Source organism: Mucilaginibacter pedocola (assembly GCF_002013915.1).
Classification (GTDB): Bacteria; Bacteroidota; Bacteroidia; order Sphingobacteriales; family Sphingobacteriaceae; genus Mucilaginibacter; species Mucilaginibacter pedocola.
Map to the genome: position 1 here is coordinate 1 of NZ_MBTF01000014.1, position 16,429 is coordinate 16,429.

Genomic DNA, 16,429 nt, shown 5'->3' on the forward strand with positions numbered 1-16,429 from the left:
TCGAAATGAACTGTGTTTAAAAGCAAATAATATTTGAATAATTTTCCTGATATGTTGAGTTAGTTTTAGCTATTGCAAAAGCTTGCTTTAGCAACTTATTTACGACTGCGATCAAAGCAACTTTTTTGGCTTTTCCTTTTGCCAGCAAGCGTTCATAAAGCTCCCGGCAGGCTTTATTGCAGCGTTTTGCGCTCCATGAGCATACATACAATGAGGCCCTGATCGCAGACATGCCCATTTTACATATTCTTGGCCTGCCTTTTACACTGCTGCCCGATTCGAACAGGCGCGGGCATGTCCCAATGTAAGAGCTTAATTTACTGCAATCGCCGAAACGCTCGAAACCACCGCTTACCAGGATGAGCATTATCGCTGTTTTTTTGCCAATGCCAGGTATGCTTTTCAGTCCTGATAGCATTTGCCCATAATGTTCAAGAACGATCTTTTCCATGTTAGCTGAAAGCCGTGATATAAGTTGTTTAAGGTGGCATAGCTCTTTTTGTATCGTCTGCCTCAGTGCTTTTTGCATCATTCCTGTAGCTGTAAAGCTTTCAAGCTGGTTGCTTAACACAGTATGCTGCTTGCTCAATCCTGATAAAATGGCTTCTGTTTGCTGTAATTCTACCACATGCTGCTGTGGTGGGGCCCATTGCTCCGGCTTAGCCATGGCACCATACTCTGCGATCAGGAGTGCGTCTTTCTTATCTGTTTTAGCCCGGGACATACGCATTTGGCTGTAGCGGCGAATCACCAAAGGATTTACCACACTTACCTTAATGCCCTTCGTATGCAGGAAGCAAGCAAGCCTTAAATAATATGGGCCGGATGCTTCCATCACGATATGGCTATCTGTATCCAATAGCTTTAAGAAGCCGTCGAAGCCTGTAGTTTCGTTGCTGAACTGATAATGGCGTCGGCCGGCTGATACGTCAAAGGACGCTTTTGAAATGTCTACACCAATGTAATTTGCATGAGTTTCCATAACTTTGTTTTGAGATAAATACTGTAGAAGAACCTGCTTTACTGCTTATCAATCCTACATACAGGCTCTTGTGGCCTAATGAACTGTTCAAGCTTGTAAGCAAAGGGGTAAAGTGATCTGCATTTCGAACGGCTTCCTACAGCCAATGACAACTCGTGATCTTTCTCTTTACCCTTTTTCTTCTACTTTAAATTTACTCTAAACACTTAACTTTTTCCTATAAGCAAACATAGGATGACATCGGGGCGATAACAGATTTGACAACTTTTAAAAAGTTGTCAAATCTAACACCGGATATAGCCACAAAAAAAGCCCCTCAACCGAGGAGCTTTCTTTATATTTTATTGGGCGATAATTACCACCTACCACGACCGTGACCATGGCCCCAACCGTGACCGCGACCCGGGCCACGGCCTCTAAAGTGTTCGCGGTAAACCACCCTGGTGTATTGTGGCCTGTAGTAAGCCCTGCGATAACCACGGTAATAAACGGGGCGGGCAACGTAAACCGGGCGCTCGTAATAAACCGGTGCGGGGGCTTCATAATAGGCAGGATAAACTACCCTGCGGGGCTGATTGTAGCCAATATGGATACTGGCGCCTACCCTAACCTGGGCCTTCGCAAACTGTGCTGAAATGGTAAGGACAAGGGCTACTATCGAAAATTTAATTAGTTTCATGACTGTAATTTTTAGTTACCAATTATTGTTCGTTCTGCTTGTATGACTTATCGAACGTACGAGGGTTTAAAAAAATTATGCCACTTTTTTTATTACCTGTCTTCGTACAGCCTTAAACGGGTGCGTAATTCAGCAATTTCCTGCCGCATATTATCCACTTTATCCAGCAATCCGTCTATCACCAAAATACCGGGTGTGTTCACCTCCAGTTGCGTATGCAGGCGGGCAAGGCGCTCTATTTTCTGTATCTCCGGCACTGGTATACAGGTAGTTTCATTTATTATCGTTACTTCTATTATCCCCGCCTCCTGCAGGTGATCAATAAATGCGTACTCCACATCGTTGTAAATGCAAAAGTCGTGTACGGTTATTACATGCTCGGTTTTCATGGGCTTAATTTTTTGATGATGTTTTGGCCAATTCTTCAAATAATTCGCGCTGTTTTTCGGTCAGGTGAGTGGGTAATTGTACATTATAGGTGATGTACAGGTCGCCAAACTGCCCTTCTTTTTTATAAACAGGCACGCCCTTACCCTTCAGTTTTACCTTGGTGCCGTTTTGGGTACCCCCTGCCACTTTCAGTTTTACTTTACCAGTTAGGGTATCGGCAGTAATATCGCCGCCCAACACAGCTGTATACAGGTCTAAGTCGAAGGTTTTATACAGGTCGGCACCCGCGCGTTTAAACTCGGCATCGTCGGGTATAGTGAACTGGATGTACAGGTCGCCCGCGGGTGCGCCATTGCTACCCGCGGCGCCATGCCCTGCTATTTTGATGGTTTGCCCGTTCTCTACACCGGCAGGTATAGTTAGCCTGATGTTTTTGCCATTCACTGTAAGGGTTTGTTTTTTGCTTTCCATTACATCGCGCAGGCTTACCTGGTAGGTAGCATTCAGATCCTGCCCGCGATAGCGTTGCTGCTGCCTGCTGCCTCCCGAGCCGCTCCCCGGCGGCCCGCCGCCGAACATGGAGTTAAAGAACTCCGAAAAATCGCCGCCGCCAAAATCGTACCCGCCAAAATCCTGCGCGCCGCCGCCGCCAAAGCCGCCGCTGTAGCTGCTTTGCCTGCGTTGTTGTTGCTGCGCTTGTTCGTAAGCTTCGCCGTGCTGCCAATTCTCGCCGTACTTATCGTATTTCTTGCGTTTCTCGGGGTCGCTCAGTACTTCGTTAGCCTCGTTCAGTTGCTGGAATATCTTGTTGCTTTCGGCATCGTTGGGGTTTAAATCGGGGTGGTGTTTGCGGGCAAGCTTGCGGTAGGCGCTCTTGATATCCTTTTCCGAAGCGTTTTTATCTACACCTAAAACTTTGTAATAATCTATAAAAGCCATGGCAATAAAGGTTGTAAGCATTAAACCTGCAAAAGGTTGCTAAGTTTTAACAGTAGCATGAATTTACGGTAAGATTATATAACTTACAGCACCAATTACCCTTTAATGACAACTATCACTAATCCTGCCACCGAGTTTAAAAGCAGCCCTACGGCCTTCCTGAACGTACTGCGCATATTTGCCTGCCTTATGGTGCTCACCGTACACAGCGGCGAGTTTTTTTACATAGGCCCCGTAGGCGATATCATCCGCACGCACCATGTTTGGGTGAACAACTACGGCAGCCTGATGCGCGCTTGTGTGCCTTTGTTTGTGATGATATCGGGCTACCTGCTGCTACCCATTAAAGAAGCACCCGAAGTATTTTACAAAAAACGTTTCACACGCTTGCTGGTGCCGTTTCTGTTTTGGTCGGCCATGTATGCTATTGTGCCTTATTTTAAAGGCGAGTTTACTTCGGCGCAAATGTGGCAGGGGCTGTACATTATCCCTATAAACTTTAACGGGCCGGCGGGGCACCTTTGGTTCGTATATATGTTTATTGGTATTTATTTGTTCATCCCCATTATATCGCCCTGGGTGCAAACGGCATCACAAAACTTCAAGCTGTTCTTTTTGGGGATATGGATGGTAACGCTGTTCGTACCCTACATTCGCACCGTATTTCCCGAAGTTTGGGGCGAGGCGTTTTGGAACCGTTTCTCGGGGCTGCATTACTTTTCGGGCTATATTGGCTACCTTATATTAGGGCACTACATCAGAGGCTACGTAAAATTATCAAAAGGAGCCACGGCAACCATCGGGCTGCTTTTAATTATTACAGGCTATTTTATAACCCGGCAGGTGTTTGCGCACCAAATGCCCATCGCCAAAACCATCCCCGAACTGGAATTGAGCTGGGCCTTCCCTACTATCAACGTGGCTTTTGTGGCAACGGGCTTTTTCCTGCTGTTCAGCCTTATTAAAATTAAAAGCCCGGGGCTGGAGAAATTCCTGGCAGGTGTATCGGGGCTTACCTATGGTATGTACCTGGCTCATATTTTAATACTCGTGGTATTATTCGGGCCCATAAACAATTGGCTGCATAATGATAGCAAACTGGTGATACCGATACTGGCAGTTTCCTGTTTTATAGTTACTTATTTGCTTATAAAGATACTGTCGTATTTGCCGGGGAGTAAGTATATAGTGGGATAATTTTCTGAACTCGAATTTAACGAATTTTTAGAATTGGCAGAATAAGAAAATAGCATAGGTCGAGGGTAAAGCTTCTATTAAATTCCATAAATTCGGCAAATTCGAGTTCAGACATCATGGATACATCCATCTTTAAATACTTCGCTGATATTCAAACCAAGGAGATAGCGCCGGGCTATCATTCTAAAATTATACACACTGCCACAAATACTGTTAATTTTATTGAGGTTGATGCCGGCAGCGAGGTGCCACCGCATCAGCATATACATGAACAATGCGCCTTTGTGCTGGAAGGAACCTTTCAACTCACGGTTAACGGTATACCGCAGATTATGGAGAAAGGTATGTTCGCCATTATTCCGCCGAATGTGCCGCATACAGGGCTTGCTATTACCGATTGTAAACTGATAGACCTTTTTGCACCTGCGAGGGAGGATTTTAAACTGCTTTAAAATATTTCCAATTACTACATTTGCAGCCTTATGTCCCAAATTACAAAAGCCACCGAAGCCGATATACCCGAATTAGCCTCCCTAATAAACCTCGCCTATCGCGGCGAAACCTCCCTGAAAGGTTGGACCACCGAAGCCCACATGATAGACGGGCAGCGCATTGGCCTAACCGACCTTGAAGAACAAATGGCCGCCCCGGATGCAACCATACTAAAACATACCGAGGATAACGGCGCCATAACCGGCTGTGTTTACCTTAAAACACAAGGCGAGAAAATGTATTTGGGTACACTATCCGTATCGCCTTTACTGCAAGCAGGCGGTATAGGGCGCAAGCTGTTAGAAGCCGCAGAAGAGTTTGTGCGCGATGCCGGCATACACACTATTGTAATGACGGTAATTACCCTCCGTACCGAACTTATAGCCTGGTACGAACGCCGCGGCTACCGCAAAACCGGCGAGATAGTACCGCTGGATATTCCCGAGAACTTTGGCATATTGAAGCAACCGTTGGATATGTATAAGTTGGAAAAAGAGGTGTAGAAGCAAGCGTTTTACGCCGCCGCATAGCCACCATTTCATTGCGAGGAGCGGCGCGGGGTTGCGGGCAGAAGCGACGTGGCAACCTCTTAGCTACGCATACCCGTTTTGGTTAACGACGAGATTGCCGCGCCGCCCTTCCGCTCAGTGCCCTTCCCGCTGCGGCTCGCAATGACAAAACCGGTTGTTGCTTAATTTTTTTGAACAAATTACCCTTTCCCATGCAACCTCCTGCCCAAAAATGCATCTTATATAATACAAGGCGCAAGCATGGAGCAACTACACCCACAATTAAAACACTTTATTATTGAGTATTGCCGCAAATACAAAGTGCAGCGGGTGGACCTTGACGACCTATCGCCTAACACCAGTATCGACCTCGATCTGGATATCTTCGATATAGAAATTGACTTGTTTATAGACGAATTTGCCGAACATTTTAAGGTGGATGCTACCCGCTTTACCTGGTATAAATACGGCTACCCCACCGGCTCGGCAAAGGTGAATGTGCTTAAAATGCTTTTCGGCTATAAACGCCGTTGGGTGAAGCAACTCGCCGAACGATGGTATACGCCAAAACTCAGGGTCCATACTTTGCAATCGGCTATACAAACGGGAAAGTTGTTGTAGCAGGAACATATTTCTGCTATGATCTATGAACCATCCCCCATGAACCAGCCCTAATTCTCCTTTTTCCCCTCAGCACATAAACCTATCAGCTTCTCCAAACGGCTTATTTGCGTTTTCTCTTGCTTTGCACTCATAACCCTATGGCGCCATAGTTTTTTATACCAAGGGGCTTGTGCTTCAAAAAAATCCCATGCGGCTTTGTTGGCTTTAAATTGCTTTTGATAAGCAGGCGAGAACTGCATCTCCTCGTTCTCGAAGCTATAGATGGCGCTGCGTTTTTCTTCGCGTTTCGCATAGGCGGCATGACCGGCGGGTTGCATCAGCCCCTGTTCGGTAAGTTCGGCTACCTTTTTGATGTTTACTGCGCTCCAAATGCTTTTGGGTTTGCGCGGAGTGAAACGGATGCTGTAACTATCCTCGTTGATGTTTTTGCGCACGCCATCTATCCAGCCAAAACAAAGCGCCTGGTCTACTGATTGTGGCCAGGTGATGCTGGGTTTGCCGCTGTTAGTTTTGTAGAAGCCTACCAGCAGTTCGGTTTTATCGGCATGGTTATGCTGCAGCCACTCGCGGAATTGAGCAGGCGTTTCAAAAAAGGTTGGTTCCATATCTGCCAATATACGGCAGCTTTCACGATTTTTTTGACGTGGCAAAAATTACAATGCCGCCAACCAGCAAAATACCACCCAGGTATGGCGGCCAGTTAACGGTCTTTTGTTTGTCGGCCGATACCTGCACCGGACCGGCATCAATAATTTTTTCTTTTTTGGTGTAGGTGAAGCCTGTCCATATCAACATGGCGGCTCCTACAACGATCAGTATTAATGCAACTCCTTTATTCATATTATTTTCACCGATTCCACCGATTTATTTTGATTTCACCGATAGAATTGGTTTGCGTTAATTGGTTGAATAGATAATATTGTAGAAGGGTTATTTGTTTGATTAACAATGAAAAAATAAAGACCATGTCATTTCGAGGGAAGCGAAGCGACGAGAAATCTTGTTGGATTTGTATGGTGGATATGCAAAAACTATTGCATAACCGATTTGCATAATGAACAAGTTTTCTCTTCGCTCCTTGCTCTTTTCCCTCCCACTGCTCATCGAAATGACATCGGAGGGGGGAGGGGTAAACAAGGGAACTATCTCCCGCCCATCGCTTTCAGGTCGTAGTCGTTCTCGTAAAGTACGGTGTTGTGGATGTTCCAGTCCTCGATATCGATAATGCCCGATGCGGTTTGGTAGTGCGCATTGTCGTTAGGGCACTTCACTACGTAGCCCTCAATGCCCACATAGGCAATAACGGGCCGGGCACCACATTCGCGGCAGCGCTTGCAATAAACCGACTTAGGTATCTGCACGTAGCTATTCATACCCTAATATACGCAAAAACTATTCCATGTGGTTGTGCGCAACTAAAAATAATTGTTGCCACAACAGTTGTTTTACTTCACGTCGTTTATTTCTATCAGATAGCCGTCGGGGTCGTTAATGTAGATCTGGTTCACGCCATCAACGCGGCGCTCAATTTTACCATCCTCGCCTTTCCAGTTGCTGTAAGGTATGTTCATTGTTTTCAACCTATCAATAAACGCAGGTATCGACGGTACACTAAAACACAAGTGCACACCGCGCGGGTAATCTGCTTTGGGGCAATTGCCCTGAATGACGTGCATTTGCAGCTTGGGGCCAATGCTGTACCACGTATGTACTGTATCTTTAAACGGGTTGGGGATTATTTTCAGCTGCAATACCTCGGTATAAAACTTATTGCTCACCTTAAGGTTGGCACTGCAAAGCGCCGCATGCTGAAACGTAGCCTGGGCCTTGCTTACCATTGGCAGGCAAAATATTAAAGCAACAATTACAAACTTAAAAGCGTTGGCTTTTACAACGCGCACGGGGGCAGTATTATACATGGCAACAAAGGTGGTTTATGCCGATAAATATACACGCGCACCATCGCTTTATCCTAATTTTATTTGTAACAAATGCGCGTGCATTTATTTATATTAGGGCTATCATTCTACACTACATGCTACCCCCATGGCACTATCAAAAACACAAAAAACATTAGCAGCATTTTTTGCTGTAGTGGCCTGGCTTGGCCTTATTACGCAATTTTACGTATCGATGCCTGCTTACCTGGCAAAAGGCCGTACTATTGAGGGCGCAATAATAGAGTTGCTCAGCTTTTTTACCATCCAAAGCAATATACTGGTTGCTGTTTGCCTTAGCATTATTGCCGGCAGCACGTCGGATATTGGCTTTTTTAAACGCCCGCGTGTGCTTACCGCCGTAGCAGTTTACATTAGCATAGTGGCACTGGTATACAATTTAGTGCTTCGTAAAACCTTCCACCCGGTGGGTTTAGCCCGCGTAAGCGACGAAATTTTGCACGTAGCCACCCCTGCCCTTTTCCTTATCTTTTGGGTGCTCATTATCATCAAAGCGAAATTTAAATTCAAATTTCAGGACGGCCTTGCATGGCTTTGGTACCCGCTGTTTTATTTAGGTTATATATTACTCCGCGGCCATTTCACCGGTCTTTACCCCTACTTCTTTTTAGATGTACCAAAATTCGGCTACCCGCAGGTGCTCATCAACATTGGTGCGTTGGTACTGGTGTTTTTGATAATGGATATGTTGTTTATTTGGATAGCTAAGGGGTTGAGTAAGTAATTCTAATTTCTTTGGGCGTTCCCGCTGATAGAAGCGGGCCAGGCTGTGCGTTCATACGCCTGCAGGCCTTATCCGCAGGCCGGTATCCACTCCCATCCCTATCGCATTTTCCTGAACCATGATGCGCTTGATTCGAGGATTCTCAGATTTGTGCCTTTCTATCTTTTTCCCATCCGCAGCCTCTGCCTATTATCGGTGAAATCTCTTCTCATCGGTGGAATCCCCAACAATTGTAACGTTTATGTGATATAACTTTTGTGGACTAAACTTTGCATTACGGGCATAGTTTAACTTATAAAAGAAACAGAAATTATAACACTAAATAACAAACACCATGAAAAAGGAAATAGTAAAAATGCTCGCCTTGCTCTTATTCGGAGCAGCAGCAATATCAAGTTGTGCTATTGACAATACCCGCCACGGCAGGTACAGGAACGACAGGTACCACGACCGTGGGCACGACCGCGACCACCACGATGGCCACTACGATAATCACGGCGGCTATTACCATAACTAATAAACAAGCAACCTTAAATAATTAACCTTTAAAATAAACACACCATGAAATACCTTAAAATATTTGTAGTAACCATCATCGCTATATTCGCCTTCGAAGGCGCACACGCACAAGTAGTAGTAAAAGCACGTATTGGTGCCCCTGCACCACGCCGTACCGTAGTAGTAAACGGGCCGGTTTACCACCGCACCTATTATCGCCGTACCGTTGCCCGCCCGGTAGTTTATCACCGCCCGTACCGCCGTACTGTAGTAGTTAGCCGCCCTGCGCCTCGCCGTACCGTGGTTTACCACCGCCCATACAAACGTACCGTTGTGGTAAGGCGTTACTAATAAACAAACACTGTAGAGACACGACACCTCGCGTCTCTACATAAAATAAAAAAAGACGCGAAGTATCGCGTCTCTACATAAAATGGGCTTCCGGATATTCGGAAGCCCCTTTTGCATTATTTGGTTACCAGCACCCAGTCTACATAAGTTTTTGCTTGCCCTGCTTTTATCATATCTACAGTAGCTTGCGATAGCCCGTAATAAGGTTTTTCGGTTTTATTTACCGAATGCGGGAAGCCCCCGCCAAGCGCAAAGTTGAGGATAACGAATTTGGGCGTATCAAAAACCCAACGGCCATATTTTTCGGCCATGGCTTTGGTTACGGTGTAAGTTACTTTGCCATCTACCTTAAAGGTAAGGCTGTTTGCCGTCCAATCTACCGTATACACATGCCATTGGCTTACATCAATGCCTTTAGCGAAAGGGTTGCGGTGCACCAGCGGCGTATTGCCGAAGTAACCCGGCCCATGCACGGCGTTGCTTGTCCAGCTGCTATCGCCTACGGTTTCCATTATGTCTATTTCGCCGCACTCGGGCCAGTTGCCTATGCCCAGCAGCCAAAAAGCCGGCCACAAACCCGCGCCGCCCGGTATTTTCATCCGTGCCGAAAATGAGCCGTAAGTAAACATCTTTTTATTACGGGTATTTATTCTGCCCGATACAAAATCGTACTTATTGCCTTCTTTGCTGGTATGCCCGGGTTTATACAAAGGCTGCAAAACCAATGCACCTTTTTTAGCACCAATGGCTTTACCGTCAACCGTATAAATAGTAGCGGCGGAATCGATGTAAGCCTGCTGCTCGTCGTTAACCGTATGGCCGGTAACTTCTACATTCCAAGCGTTTCGGTTAAGGGTTTTGGCGTTAAAGTCCTCAAAAAAGAGGGTGTCTTTCTTTGCTTTTTGGGCTAAAGCCACTGTAGAAGCAAGTAACAAAATAGAGAGCGTGAGTGAACGTGAGATCATGAGATATTTGAGAGTTGATGCTTTAAAAATAGTTATTTACACCAAATAGCGCTTCAATTTTTACGCCCTAATTAACTAAGCTTGTTTATATTGCAGCTTTACCCATCAATTATATGCACAGAGGCGGCTTTTTAATGGTATTTGTATACATGGCGGCTATAACGCTGCTAATGGACCTGTATGTTATCTTCGGTTTACGCACACTCACCGCAGGCTGGGCTTCGCGCCAGTGGCGTTTGGCCGTACTTTGGGGCTATGCCGTTATTTCCATCGGCGTAACCGCCTATTTTTTGGCAGGGCTGAGTAGCTATAGTACCTCAAAAGGTATGACACCAGCGCACGAGTGGCCGCTAAGCCTGCTGCTCACCTTGTTCGTTACCAAACTGGTATTCATCATCGTGATCTCCCTGGGCGACCTTGGGCGGTTCTTGTATGGTATTGGCGACAATGTGATAAACGATAAACCGGAAGGGGCCCCCTTCTTCCCCGCCCGCCGCAAGTTTATTGTGCAAATTGGGCTGATATTGGCTGCCATCCCCTTCAGCGGTTTTATTTATGCCATGATACGCGGCAAGTACGATTACAAAGTACACCGCACCACCATTTATTACGACGAGCTACCTGAAGCATTTGATGGGTTTACCATCACCCAACTATCAGATATCCACTCGGGTAGTTTTGATAATGTAGCCGCCATGCAACGCGGCATCGACCTGGCCAAGGAGCAAAAGAGCGACCTGTTTGTTTTTACCGGCGATATTGTAAACAACGCCGCATGGGAAATTGAGCAATACATCGACAGATTCGGGCAACTGAAAGCACCTTACGGGCAGTTCTCGATATTAGGCAACCACGATTATGGCGACTACATCCCTTGGGAAAGCCCCGAGCATAAAGCCGAAAACCTGCAAAAACTAAAACGCCACCACACCGAACTGGGTTACCGCCTGTTACTGAACGAAAATACCGTGATAGAAAAAGGCGGGCAAAAAATAGCTTTAATTGGTGTGGAGAACTGGGGCCGAGGCTTCATTCAAATAGGCGACCTGGACAAGGCACTACAAGGTGTTGACGAAAATGCGTTTAAAGTGCTCCTCTCGCACGACCCTACGCATTGGGAAGAAAAAGTGCGCTACCATAAAACAGATATCCATTTAACCTTATCGGGCCATACGCACGGCGCGCAATTTGGTATAGAAACTGAGAATTTTAAATGGAGCCCGGTAAAGAACCGGTATTTAGATTGGGCAGGATTGATCAATAAAGGCAACCGGTACCTGTATGTAAACCGTGGCTTTGGTTTCCTAGCTTTCTCGGGCAGGTTGGGTATTTGGCCTGAGGTTACGGTAATAACCTTGAAGAAGAAGGTGGCGTAAAACACTCTAAAACGTCATGCCGAGTTTATTTCGGCAACCCACTCGGCAGGTTAGCGACCGTGCTTTGTGGCTTAGTGTGTGGCTTGTATGATGGGGTGCTGAAACAAGTTCCAGCATGACGTGAAGTATCGCCAACCATCAACCATCATCTATGAACTACTAAGAAAGGTACTTCCCAAACTCGTAGTACTTCTCTATTTTAATGGCAAGCTTGCTGCCTACTTTGTATTTACCGCGTTCGTAATTAAGTACACGTAATGGCACTTCATCGCGCTCTATAACCAGCTCTTCGTAGAAGCCTTTAAAGAGTATTTGCTTCACCGTCCATTTTTTGGACCCCATACCACCGATGCTGATGTGCTCGGCATAAACAACTACCGTGCTGCGTTTTGATTTGATGCCGCAAACGGCAGCGTCTTCGGTACTCAATTCGCTGCAGGCAGCCAGTACTTTTGCAGTGTATAAAAGTTTGGGCGAATGATATAATTTTTCGGGGGCGCCGTTCTCTACTATTTCTCCCTCTTTTAGTACGATGAGTTCGTCGGCCATGGAGAGCAGCTCCGTAGGGTCGTGCGATACGAGGATAACCGTTACGCCCGATTCTTTTACGATCTGGCGGATATCGTGCTGCAGGTTTTCGCGGTAGTTGGCATCAACCTGGTTAAAAGGCTCATCCAGCATCAAAACTTCCGGGCGGTTTATCAGGGCTTTGGCAATGGTTACGCGCTGTTTTTCGCCACCGCTAAGCTTACCAAAAGGTTGTTCCTTTAAGCCGTAGATACCCAGCAGGTTTAGCGCCTGCGTGGTTTTCTGCACCTGGTAGTTAATATCTTCGGTAGGTAAGCCGGCACTTACGTTATACCAAACCGATTCGCTGTAATCCATATCGCGCCCGTCCTGGCTTACCATGGTAATGGCCGCATGCTCGGGTTTGTAGCCTTCGCTGCGTAAGGGTATTGGCTGCGAGTGGAAGAACACATCGCCCGAATCGCCCTGCAGGTCGCCGCTGAGCAATTTCAGCAGGGTGGTTTTGCCGCTGCCGCTTTCGCCCACTATGGCGGTAATTTTGCCTTTGGGTATAAAAACCGTGATATTGTTAACCCCTGTAGATTTATCGCCAAAGTAGTTTTTGGTTATCGAGATGGTCTCCAGTATCAGTTCTGCACTCATAGTTTTCGCCGGGATTTTTAACTTCTCTCAAACCTAACCTATAAAAATTGATAAGCCAAAAAAAAGTTGAAAAGGGAGTAATAATGCCCCTTTGTCATTACTCGCGTGCTGGTAATTGTAACAACTCTGTTAAACTGCCCTCTGCCCACCGCAAACTGCTAACCATAGTTAAACCTTCCGCCTCCCCTCCCGTCGAACATAGCAGAAACACAACAATAATATTTAATTGCTACTACCATGAAAACCCTCATCAACACCATAAAAAACGACCTTTACCGTGTATTTGTTAAAGGCGATGCCGATACCGTGCAAATGGCCCATGCTTACTTTGTTTTGGCTGTCCCCGCCTTAGCGCTTTTGTTTACTTTCGGTAAATTCCCTGTTTAATAATTGCCATACAGGGCAGCCCCTTAAAATAAACTTCTATTTTTGCGCCACAACGCTCAAAAATGGATAATACACTAAAAGATAAATACGACAGCATTATTTTCGACCTTGATGGTACCCTTTGGGACAGTACCGACACTATAACCGCCGCATGGCAGGCCGCTCTGGATCAGGCACCCTACATGAGTCACGAGGTAATGACCCGCGACCGTGTACGCTCGATAACCGGCATGACCTACGACGCCATCTTCGAAAAGCTGTTCCCATTTTTATCAACCGAACAGCGTGCCGAAGTGCAGAAACTATGCTCGATAAGCGAGTTGGATATTCTGCATAAACAAGGCGGCACGCTGTACCCCAAGTTGGAAGAAACGCTTACCTACCTGGGCAAAAAGTACAAACTGTACATTGTAAGCAATTGCCAAAGCGGCTACATCGAGCTATTCCTCGATCTTAACAATATGCACCCCCACTTTTTGGCGCACCAATGCTACGGTACCAAGGGTAACCCCAAGGCCGATAACATACGCGATATTGTGAACGACCACCAGCTTAAAGCCCCTGTTTACGTTGGCGATACCATGGGCGACTATACCTCGACCACCAAAGCAGGGGTGCCTTTCATCTTTGCATCGTATGGTTTCGGCGTTGTAGAGAACGGACAGGTTGCCACCATAAACAACTTCGAGGAGTTACAACAAATACTGTAAAACCCAAACCTTTTTTGGGTGGGTAGGTTTATTGGTAAAACTATTGGTTAGCTATGAAGATATCCAAGTATATACACTCGTGTTTATTATTTGAGCAGGATGGGCACAAACTCTTGTTCGACCCGGGGAGTTTTACCTTTGCCGATGGTACGCTTAAACCTGAGGTTTTTGCCGATGTTGATAGCATCGTAATAACCCACATCCATGCGGACCACCTGGATGTAGATAACCTAAAAAAAATAGTTGCCCTGAGTGGTGCCAACATTTACACCAATATGGAGGTAGGCACTACCATTCAAAAATCGGGCTTGAATTATAACCTGATAGAAGAAGGTGTATATACCGTTGGCCCCTTTAAACTGGAAGCCATACCTGTAGTTCACGAACCGCTATTGAACGCGCCTATCCCGCAAATGACGGGCTTCCTGATAAATGATAAAGTGTTGCACCCGGTAGATTCGATGGAGGACAAACTGGCCACTAATTACGCCGGTGTAGAGCTTTTGCTGCTGGTGACCATGGCACCCTTCACCAACGAACTGCGCGTAGCCTCCTTTGCCGACAAAATAAAACCCAAACGTATACTACCCGTACACGATGGCTTTGCTAAGCCATTCTTCGTGAAGTCGCGATTTCAGAATTATGCTAAGTACTTTGCACAATCGGGGATAGAGTTTATAGAGGTTTATGAACCAGGGGATAGTGTGACGGTGTAAAATAACTTGGCGTCGAATTTTACCACAAAGTTCACGGAGAGAAAAACACAAAGAGGCACAAAGCCTATATTGTGGTTAGAAGTATCAAATATTTTACTTCTTCTTTGCGCCTTTGCGTGCTAAAAATCCACGATCAGGACGAAGCTAAAATTCGTGAAATTAGTATCAATTAGCGAAATTCGTGTTCATTCAATTCGTGAAATTAGCCTCAATTAGTAAAATTCGTGTTCACTCAATATCTGAAATTATCATACACCTAACCCCCAAATCGAATACTTTAATCTCTTATTAGTTTAATTTAATAAACCTTTGGTATGCTTTTTATGTAGTTATGATGTAAAGCATCAAACTTATGAAAACCATCGTATTTATACACGGGATGTTCCAAAATCCCAAAAGCTGGCACAAATGGGTAGCCTTTTTTACCCAACGCGGCTATAAATGTATAGTCCCCGCCTGGCCACTACACCGTGGCGAACCCAATGCATTAAGGCAAAACCCACCTGCAGGGCTTGGCGACCTGCACTTGCAAACCATTGTTAACGAAATGAAGGCCGTTGTGCGCGCCCTGCCCGAACCACCTATAGTGATAGGCCACTCGGTTGGTGGCTTAATTGCGCAATTATTGGTTGCCGAAGGGTTGGTTGATTTGGGTGTACCTATTGATTCGGTTGCACCAAATGCTATGCTGGCCTTCGACTGGGGCTTTATGAAAAACAGCGCCCTGATAGCCAACCCGCTGAAAGGCAACGAACCATTTTATATGGATCTGGAAAGCTTCCGGGCATCGTTTTGCAACACCATGACTGAGGAGGAAACCAAGGCAGCTTATGAACAAACCGCCTTGCACGATAGCCGCAATGTACTGCGCGATTGTATGGGCGAAGCGGGCCAGATAGATATGGATATGCCCCATGCACCTATGCTGTTCATCGGCGGCGAAAAAGACGAGATCATCCCTGCGGCCTTGAATAAGCGTAATGCCGAGGCTTATACCGACGAAGCCAGTATCAGCGAATTTATAGAATTTTCAAATCGCGGCCATTGGATATGCGGCCAGCAGGGATGGGAAGAAGTGGCCATTTATATTGAAGGTTGGCTGCAAAAGCATGAACACATACAGTATCATGCAGTTGAAATGCATTAAAAATATTAATGAAGCAGGATGATGTGCCCCTATGCGCTGAGTTTATACAGAGTGTGGGGGTATTACCATTACGCTGATTTCACAGATTGAACGGAATACGCCGAATATTTAAGCCCCTATCGATTTTGCAGGTTGACCGCTGTAAACCCAATCAGTCTCTTATCCTCGAAGTGCTTTCTATCCTATATCTGAATTTATTGTGCCATGTTTGAATAACCGTAACTACCAACTCGAACTGGTAACCATTCGGATCTTCCACTCTGAAATAACGGTGGCCAAAATTTTTGTGGGCCAAAGCGGGGAATGATGAATCGAAAGGAATATCAAGAGGTTCAAATGCATCCCATGCCTCTTTGGCTGTTAGAAGGCGCTCCTCTAAAATAGTATACTGTAATGTTTTTTTAAACTCGAATGCCAGATGCTCTCGGAACCAAACTGTAGGTTTTAACCGATGATAAATATCGAAAGCCGTAGTAACCAACCAGAATAGAAACACCGCTAATAGGACCAATAGAAACGGATAATCCCATAATACGAATATCGCCAATATCAAAATCGGAGCAGCTACAATACCGATGATGATATATAACCATCTCTTAATCTTAGCTGTCATCG

General features: G+C 45.8%; 23 protein-coding genes. 12 read left to right on the forward strand and 11 right to left on the reverse strand.

Features of this window, described 5'->3' with window-relative positions:
- Nucleotides 1–16 precede the first annotated feature (16 nt).
- The 4 genes from BC343_RS15505 to BC343_RS15520 form a co-directional block, all read right to left on the reverse strand.
- Nucleotides 17–982, reverse strand: coding sequence for an IS110 family RNA-guided transposase (locus BC343_RS15505; protein ID WP_078347262.1), 966 nt, complete (start codon nt 980–982; stop codon nt 17–19).
- 355 nt (nt 983–1,337) lie between these two features.
- Nucleotides 1,338–1,661 (reverse strand): hypothetical protein, encoded by a 324-nt coding sequence (locus tag BC343_RS15510; RefSeq protein ID WP_078348726.1) that lies wholly within the window; start codon nt 1,659–1,661, stop codon nt 1,338–1,340.
- Nucleotides 1,662–1,753: 92 nt separating this feature from the next.
- Entirely contained in the window at nt 1,754–2,050 is a 297-nt protein-coding gene (locus BC343_RS15515; RefSeq protein ID WP_078348727.1) for a chaperone modulator CbpM, read from the reverse strand.
- A gap of 4 nt (nt 2,051–2,054) precedes the next feature.
- Nucleotides 2,055–2,990, reverse strand: coding sequence for a DnaJ C-terminal domain-containing protein (locus tag BC343_RS15520; protein ID WP_078348811.1), 936 nt, complete (start codon nt 2,988–2,990; stop codon nt 2,055–2,057).
- 105 nt (nt 2,991–3,095) lie between these two features.
- Between BC343_RS15520 and BC343_RS15525 the strand changes: the two genes are divergently transcribed.
- From BC343_RS15525 to BC343_RS15540, 4 genes are all read left to right on the forward strand, one after another.
- Nucleotides 3,096–4,187, forward strand: coding sequence for an acyltransferase (locus BC343_RS15525; protein WP_078348728.1), 1,092 nt, complete (start codon nt 3,096–3,098; stop codon nt 4,185–4,187).
- Between the two features lie 116 nt (nt 4,188–4,303).
- Complete coding sequence (locus BC343_RS15530) at nt 4,304–4,639, forward strand: cupin domain-containing protein (RefSeq protein WP_078348729.1); 336 nt, start codon at nt 4,304–4,306, stop codon at nt 4,637–4,639.
- 30 nt (nt 4,640–4,669) lie between these two features.
- Entirely contained in the window at nt 4,670–5,182 is a 513-nt protein-coding gene (locus tag BC343_RS15535) for a GNAT family N-acetyltransferase (RefSeq protein ID WP_078348730.1), read from the forward strand.
- 267 nt (nt 5,183–5,449) lie between these two features.
- Nucleotides 5,450–5,809, forward strand: coding sequence for a DUF1493 family protein (locus tag BC343_RS15540; RefSeq protein ID WP_078348731.1), 360 nt, complete (start codon nt 5,450–5,452; stop codon nt 5,807–5,809).
- A gap of 50 nt (nt 5,810–5,859) precedes the next feature.
- Here the strand turns inward: BC343_RS15540 and BC343_RS15545 are convergent, their stop codons facing one another.
- The 4 genes from BC343_RS15545 to BC343_RS15560 form a co-directional block, all read right to left on the reverse strand.
- Nucleotides 5,860–6,417: a YdeI/OmpD-associated family protein gene (locus BC343_RS15545; RefSeq protein ID WP_078348812.1), complete on the reverse strand. Its 558-nt coding sequence runs from the start codon at nt 6,415–6,417 to the stop codon at nt 5,860–5,862.
- A 22-nt stretch (nt 6,418–6,439) separates the two neighbouring features.
- Nucleotides 6,440–6,652, reverse strand: a complete 213-nt coding sequence (locus BC343_RS15550; protein ID WP_078348732.1) for a hypothetical protein — start codon at nt 6,650–6,652, stop codon at nt 6,440–6,442.
- 302 nt (nt 6,653–6,954) lie between these two features.
- Nucleotides 6,955–7,185 carry a hypothetical protein gene (locus BC343_RS15555; RefSeq protein ID WP_078348733.1) on the reverse strand — a complete coding sequence of 77 codons (231 nt, stop codon included), beginning with the start codon at nt 7,183–7,185 and terminating at the stop codon, nt 6,955–6,957.
- Between the two features lie 72 nt (nt 7,186–7,257).
- Complete coding sequence (locus BC343_RS15560; RefSeq protein WP_078348734.1) at nt 7,258–7,731, reverse strand: VOC family protein; 474 nt, start codon at nt 7,729–7,731, stop codon at nt 7,258–7,260.
- A gap of 127 nt (nt 7,732–7,858) precedes the next feature.
- Here BC343_RS15560 and BC343_RS15565 point away from each other — a divergent pair, with 127 nt between their 5' ends.
- From BC343_RS15565 to BC343_RS15575, 3 genes are all read left to right on the forward strand, one after another.
- Nucleotides 7,859–8,494, forward strand: coding sequence for a Pr6Pr family membrane protein (locus tag BC343_RS15565; protein WP_078348735.1), 636 nt, complete (start codon nt 7,859–7,861; stop codon nt 8,492–8,494).
- 334 nt (nt 8,495–8,828) lie between these two features.
- Nucleotides 8,829–9,011, forward strand: a complete 183-nt coding sequence (locus BC343_RS15570) for a hypothetical protein (protein WP_078348736.1) — start codon at nt 8,829–8,831, stop codon at nt 9,009–9,011.
- 44 nt (nt 9,012–9,055) lie between these two features.
- Nucleotides 9,056–9,343, forward strand: coding sequence for a hypothetical protein (locus BC343_RS15575; RefSeq protein WP_078348737.1), 288 nt, complete (start codon nt 9,056–9,058; stop codon nt 9,341–9,343).
- Between the two features lie 116 nt (nt 9,344–9,459).
- Here BC343_RS15575 and BC343_RS15580 read toward each other — a convergent pair whose 3' ends face one another.
- Nucleotides 9,460–10,308, reverse strand: coding sequence for a glycoside hydrolase family 16 protein (locus tag BC343_RS15580; protein ID WP_078348738.1), 849 nt, complete (start codon nt 10,306–10,308; stop codon nt 9,460–9,462).
- 113 nt (nt 10,309–10,421) lie between these two features.
- Here BC343_RS15580 and BC343_RS15585 point away from each other — a divergent pair, with 113 nt between their 5' ends.
- Nucleotides 10,422–11,684 carry a metallophosphoesterase gene (locus tag BC343_RS15585; protein WP_238381788.1) on the forward strand — a complete coding sequence of 421 codons (1,263 nt, stop codon included), beginning with the start codon at nt 10,422–10,424 and terminating at the stop codon, nt 11,682–11,684.
- Nucleotides 11,685–11,843: 159 nt separating this feature from the next.
- On the opposite strand, the gene BC343_RS15590 is transcribed toward BC343_RS15585, so the two are convergent.
- Entirely contained in the window at nt 11,844–12,854 is a 1,011-nt protein-coding gene (locus BC343_RS15590; RefSeq protein WP_078348739.1) for an ABC transporter ATP-binding protein, read from the reverse strand.
- Between the two features lie 237 nt (nt 12,855–13,091).
- Here BC343_RS15590 and BC343_RS31035 point away from each other — a divergent pair, with 237 nt between their 5' ends.
- From BC343_RS31035 to BC343_RS15605, 4 genes are all read left to right on the forward strand, one after another.
- Nucleotides 13,092–13,241: a hypothetical protein gene (locus tag BC343_RS31035; RefSeq protein ID WP_156088755.1), complete on the forward strand. Its 150-nt coding sequence runs from the start codon at nt 13,092–13,094 to the stop codon at nt 13,239–13,241.
- 62 nt (nt 13,242–13,303) lie between these two features.
- Nucleotides 13,304–13,951 (forward strand): HAD family hydrolase, encoded by a 648-nt coding sequence (locus BC343_RS15595; RefSeq protein WP_078348740.1) that lies wholly within the window; start codon nt 13,304–13,306, stop codon nt 13,949–13,951.
- A gap of 53 nt (nt 13,952–14,004) precedes the next feature.
- Nucleotides 14,005–14,667: an MBL fold metallo-hydrolase gene (locus BC343_RS15600; RefSeq protein WP_078348741.1), complete on the forward strand. Its 663-nt coding sequence runs from the start codon at nt 14,005–14,007 to the stop codon at nt 14,665–14,667.
- Between the two features lie 352 nt (nt 14,668–15,019).
- Nucleotides 15,020–15,814: an alpha/beta hydrolase gene (locus BC343_RS15605; RefSeq protein WP_078348742.1), complete on the forward strand. Its 795-nt coding sequence runs from the start codon at nt 15,020–15,022 to the stop codon at nt 15,812–15,814.
- A 151-nt stretch (nt 15,815–15,965) separates the two neighbouring features.
- Here the strand turns inward: BC343_RS15605 and BC343_RS15610 are convergent, their stop codons facing one another.
- Nucleotides 15,966–16,427, reverse strand: a complete 462-nt coding sequence (locus BC343_RS15610; RefSeq protein WP_078348743.1) for a hypothetical protein — start codon at nt 16,425–16,427, stop codon at nt 15,966–15,968.
- Nucleotides 16,428–16,429: the final 2 nt, after the last annotated feature.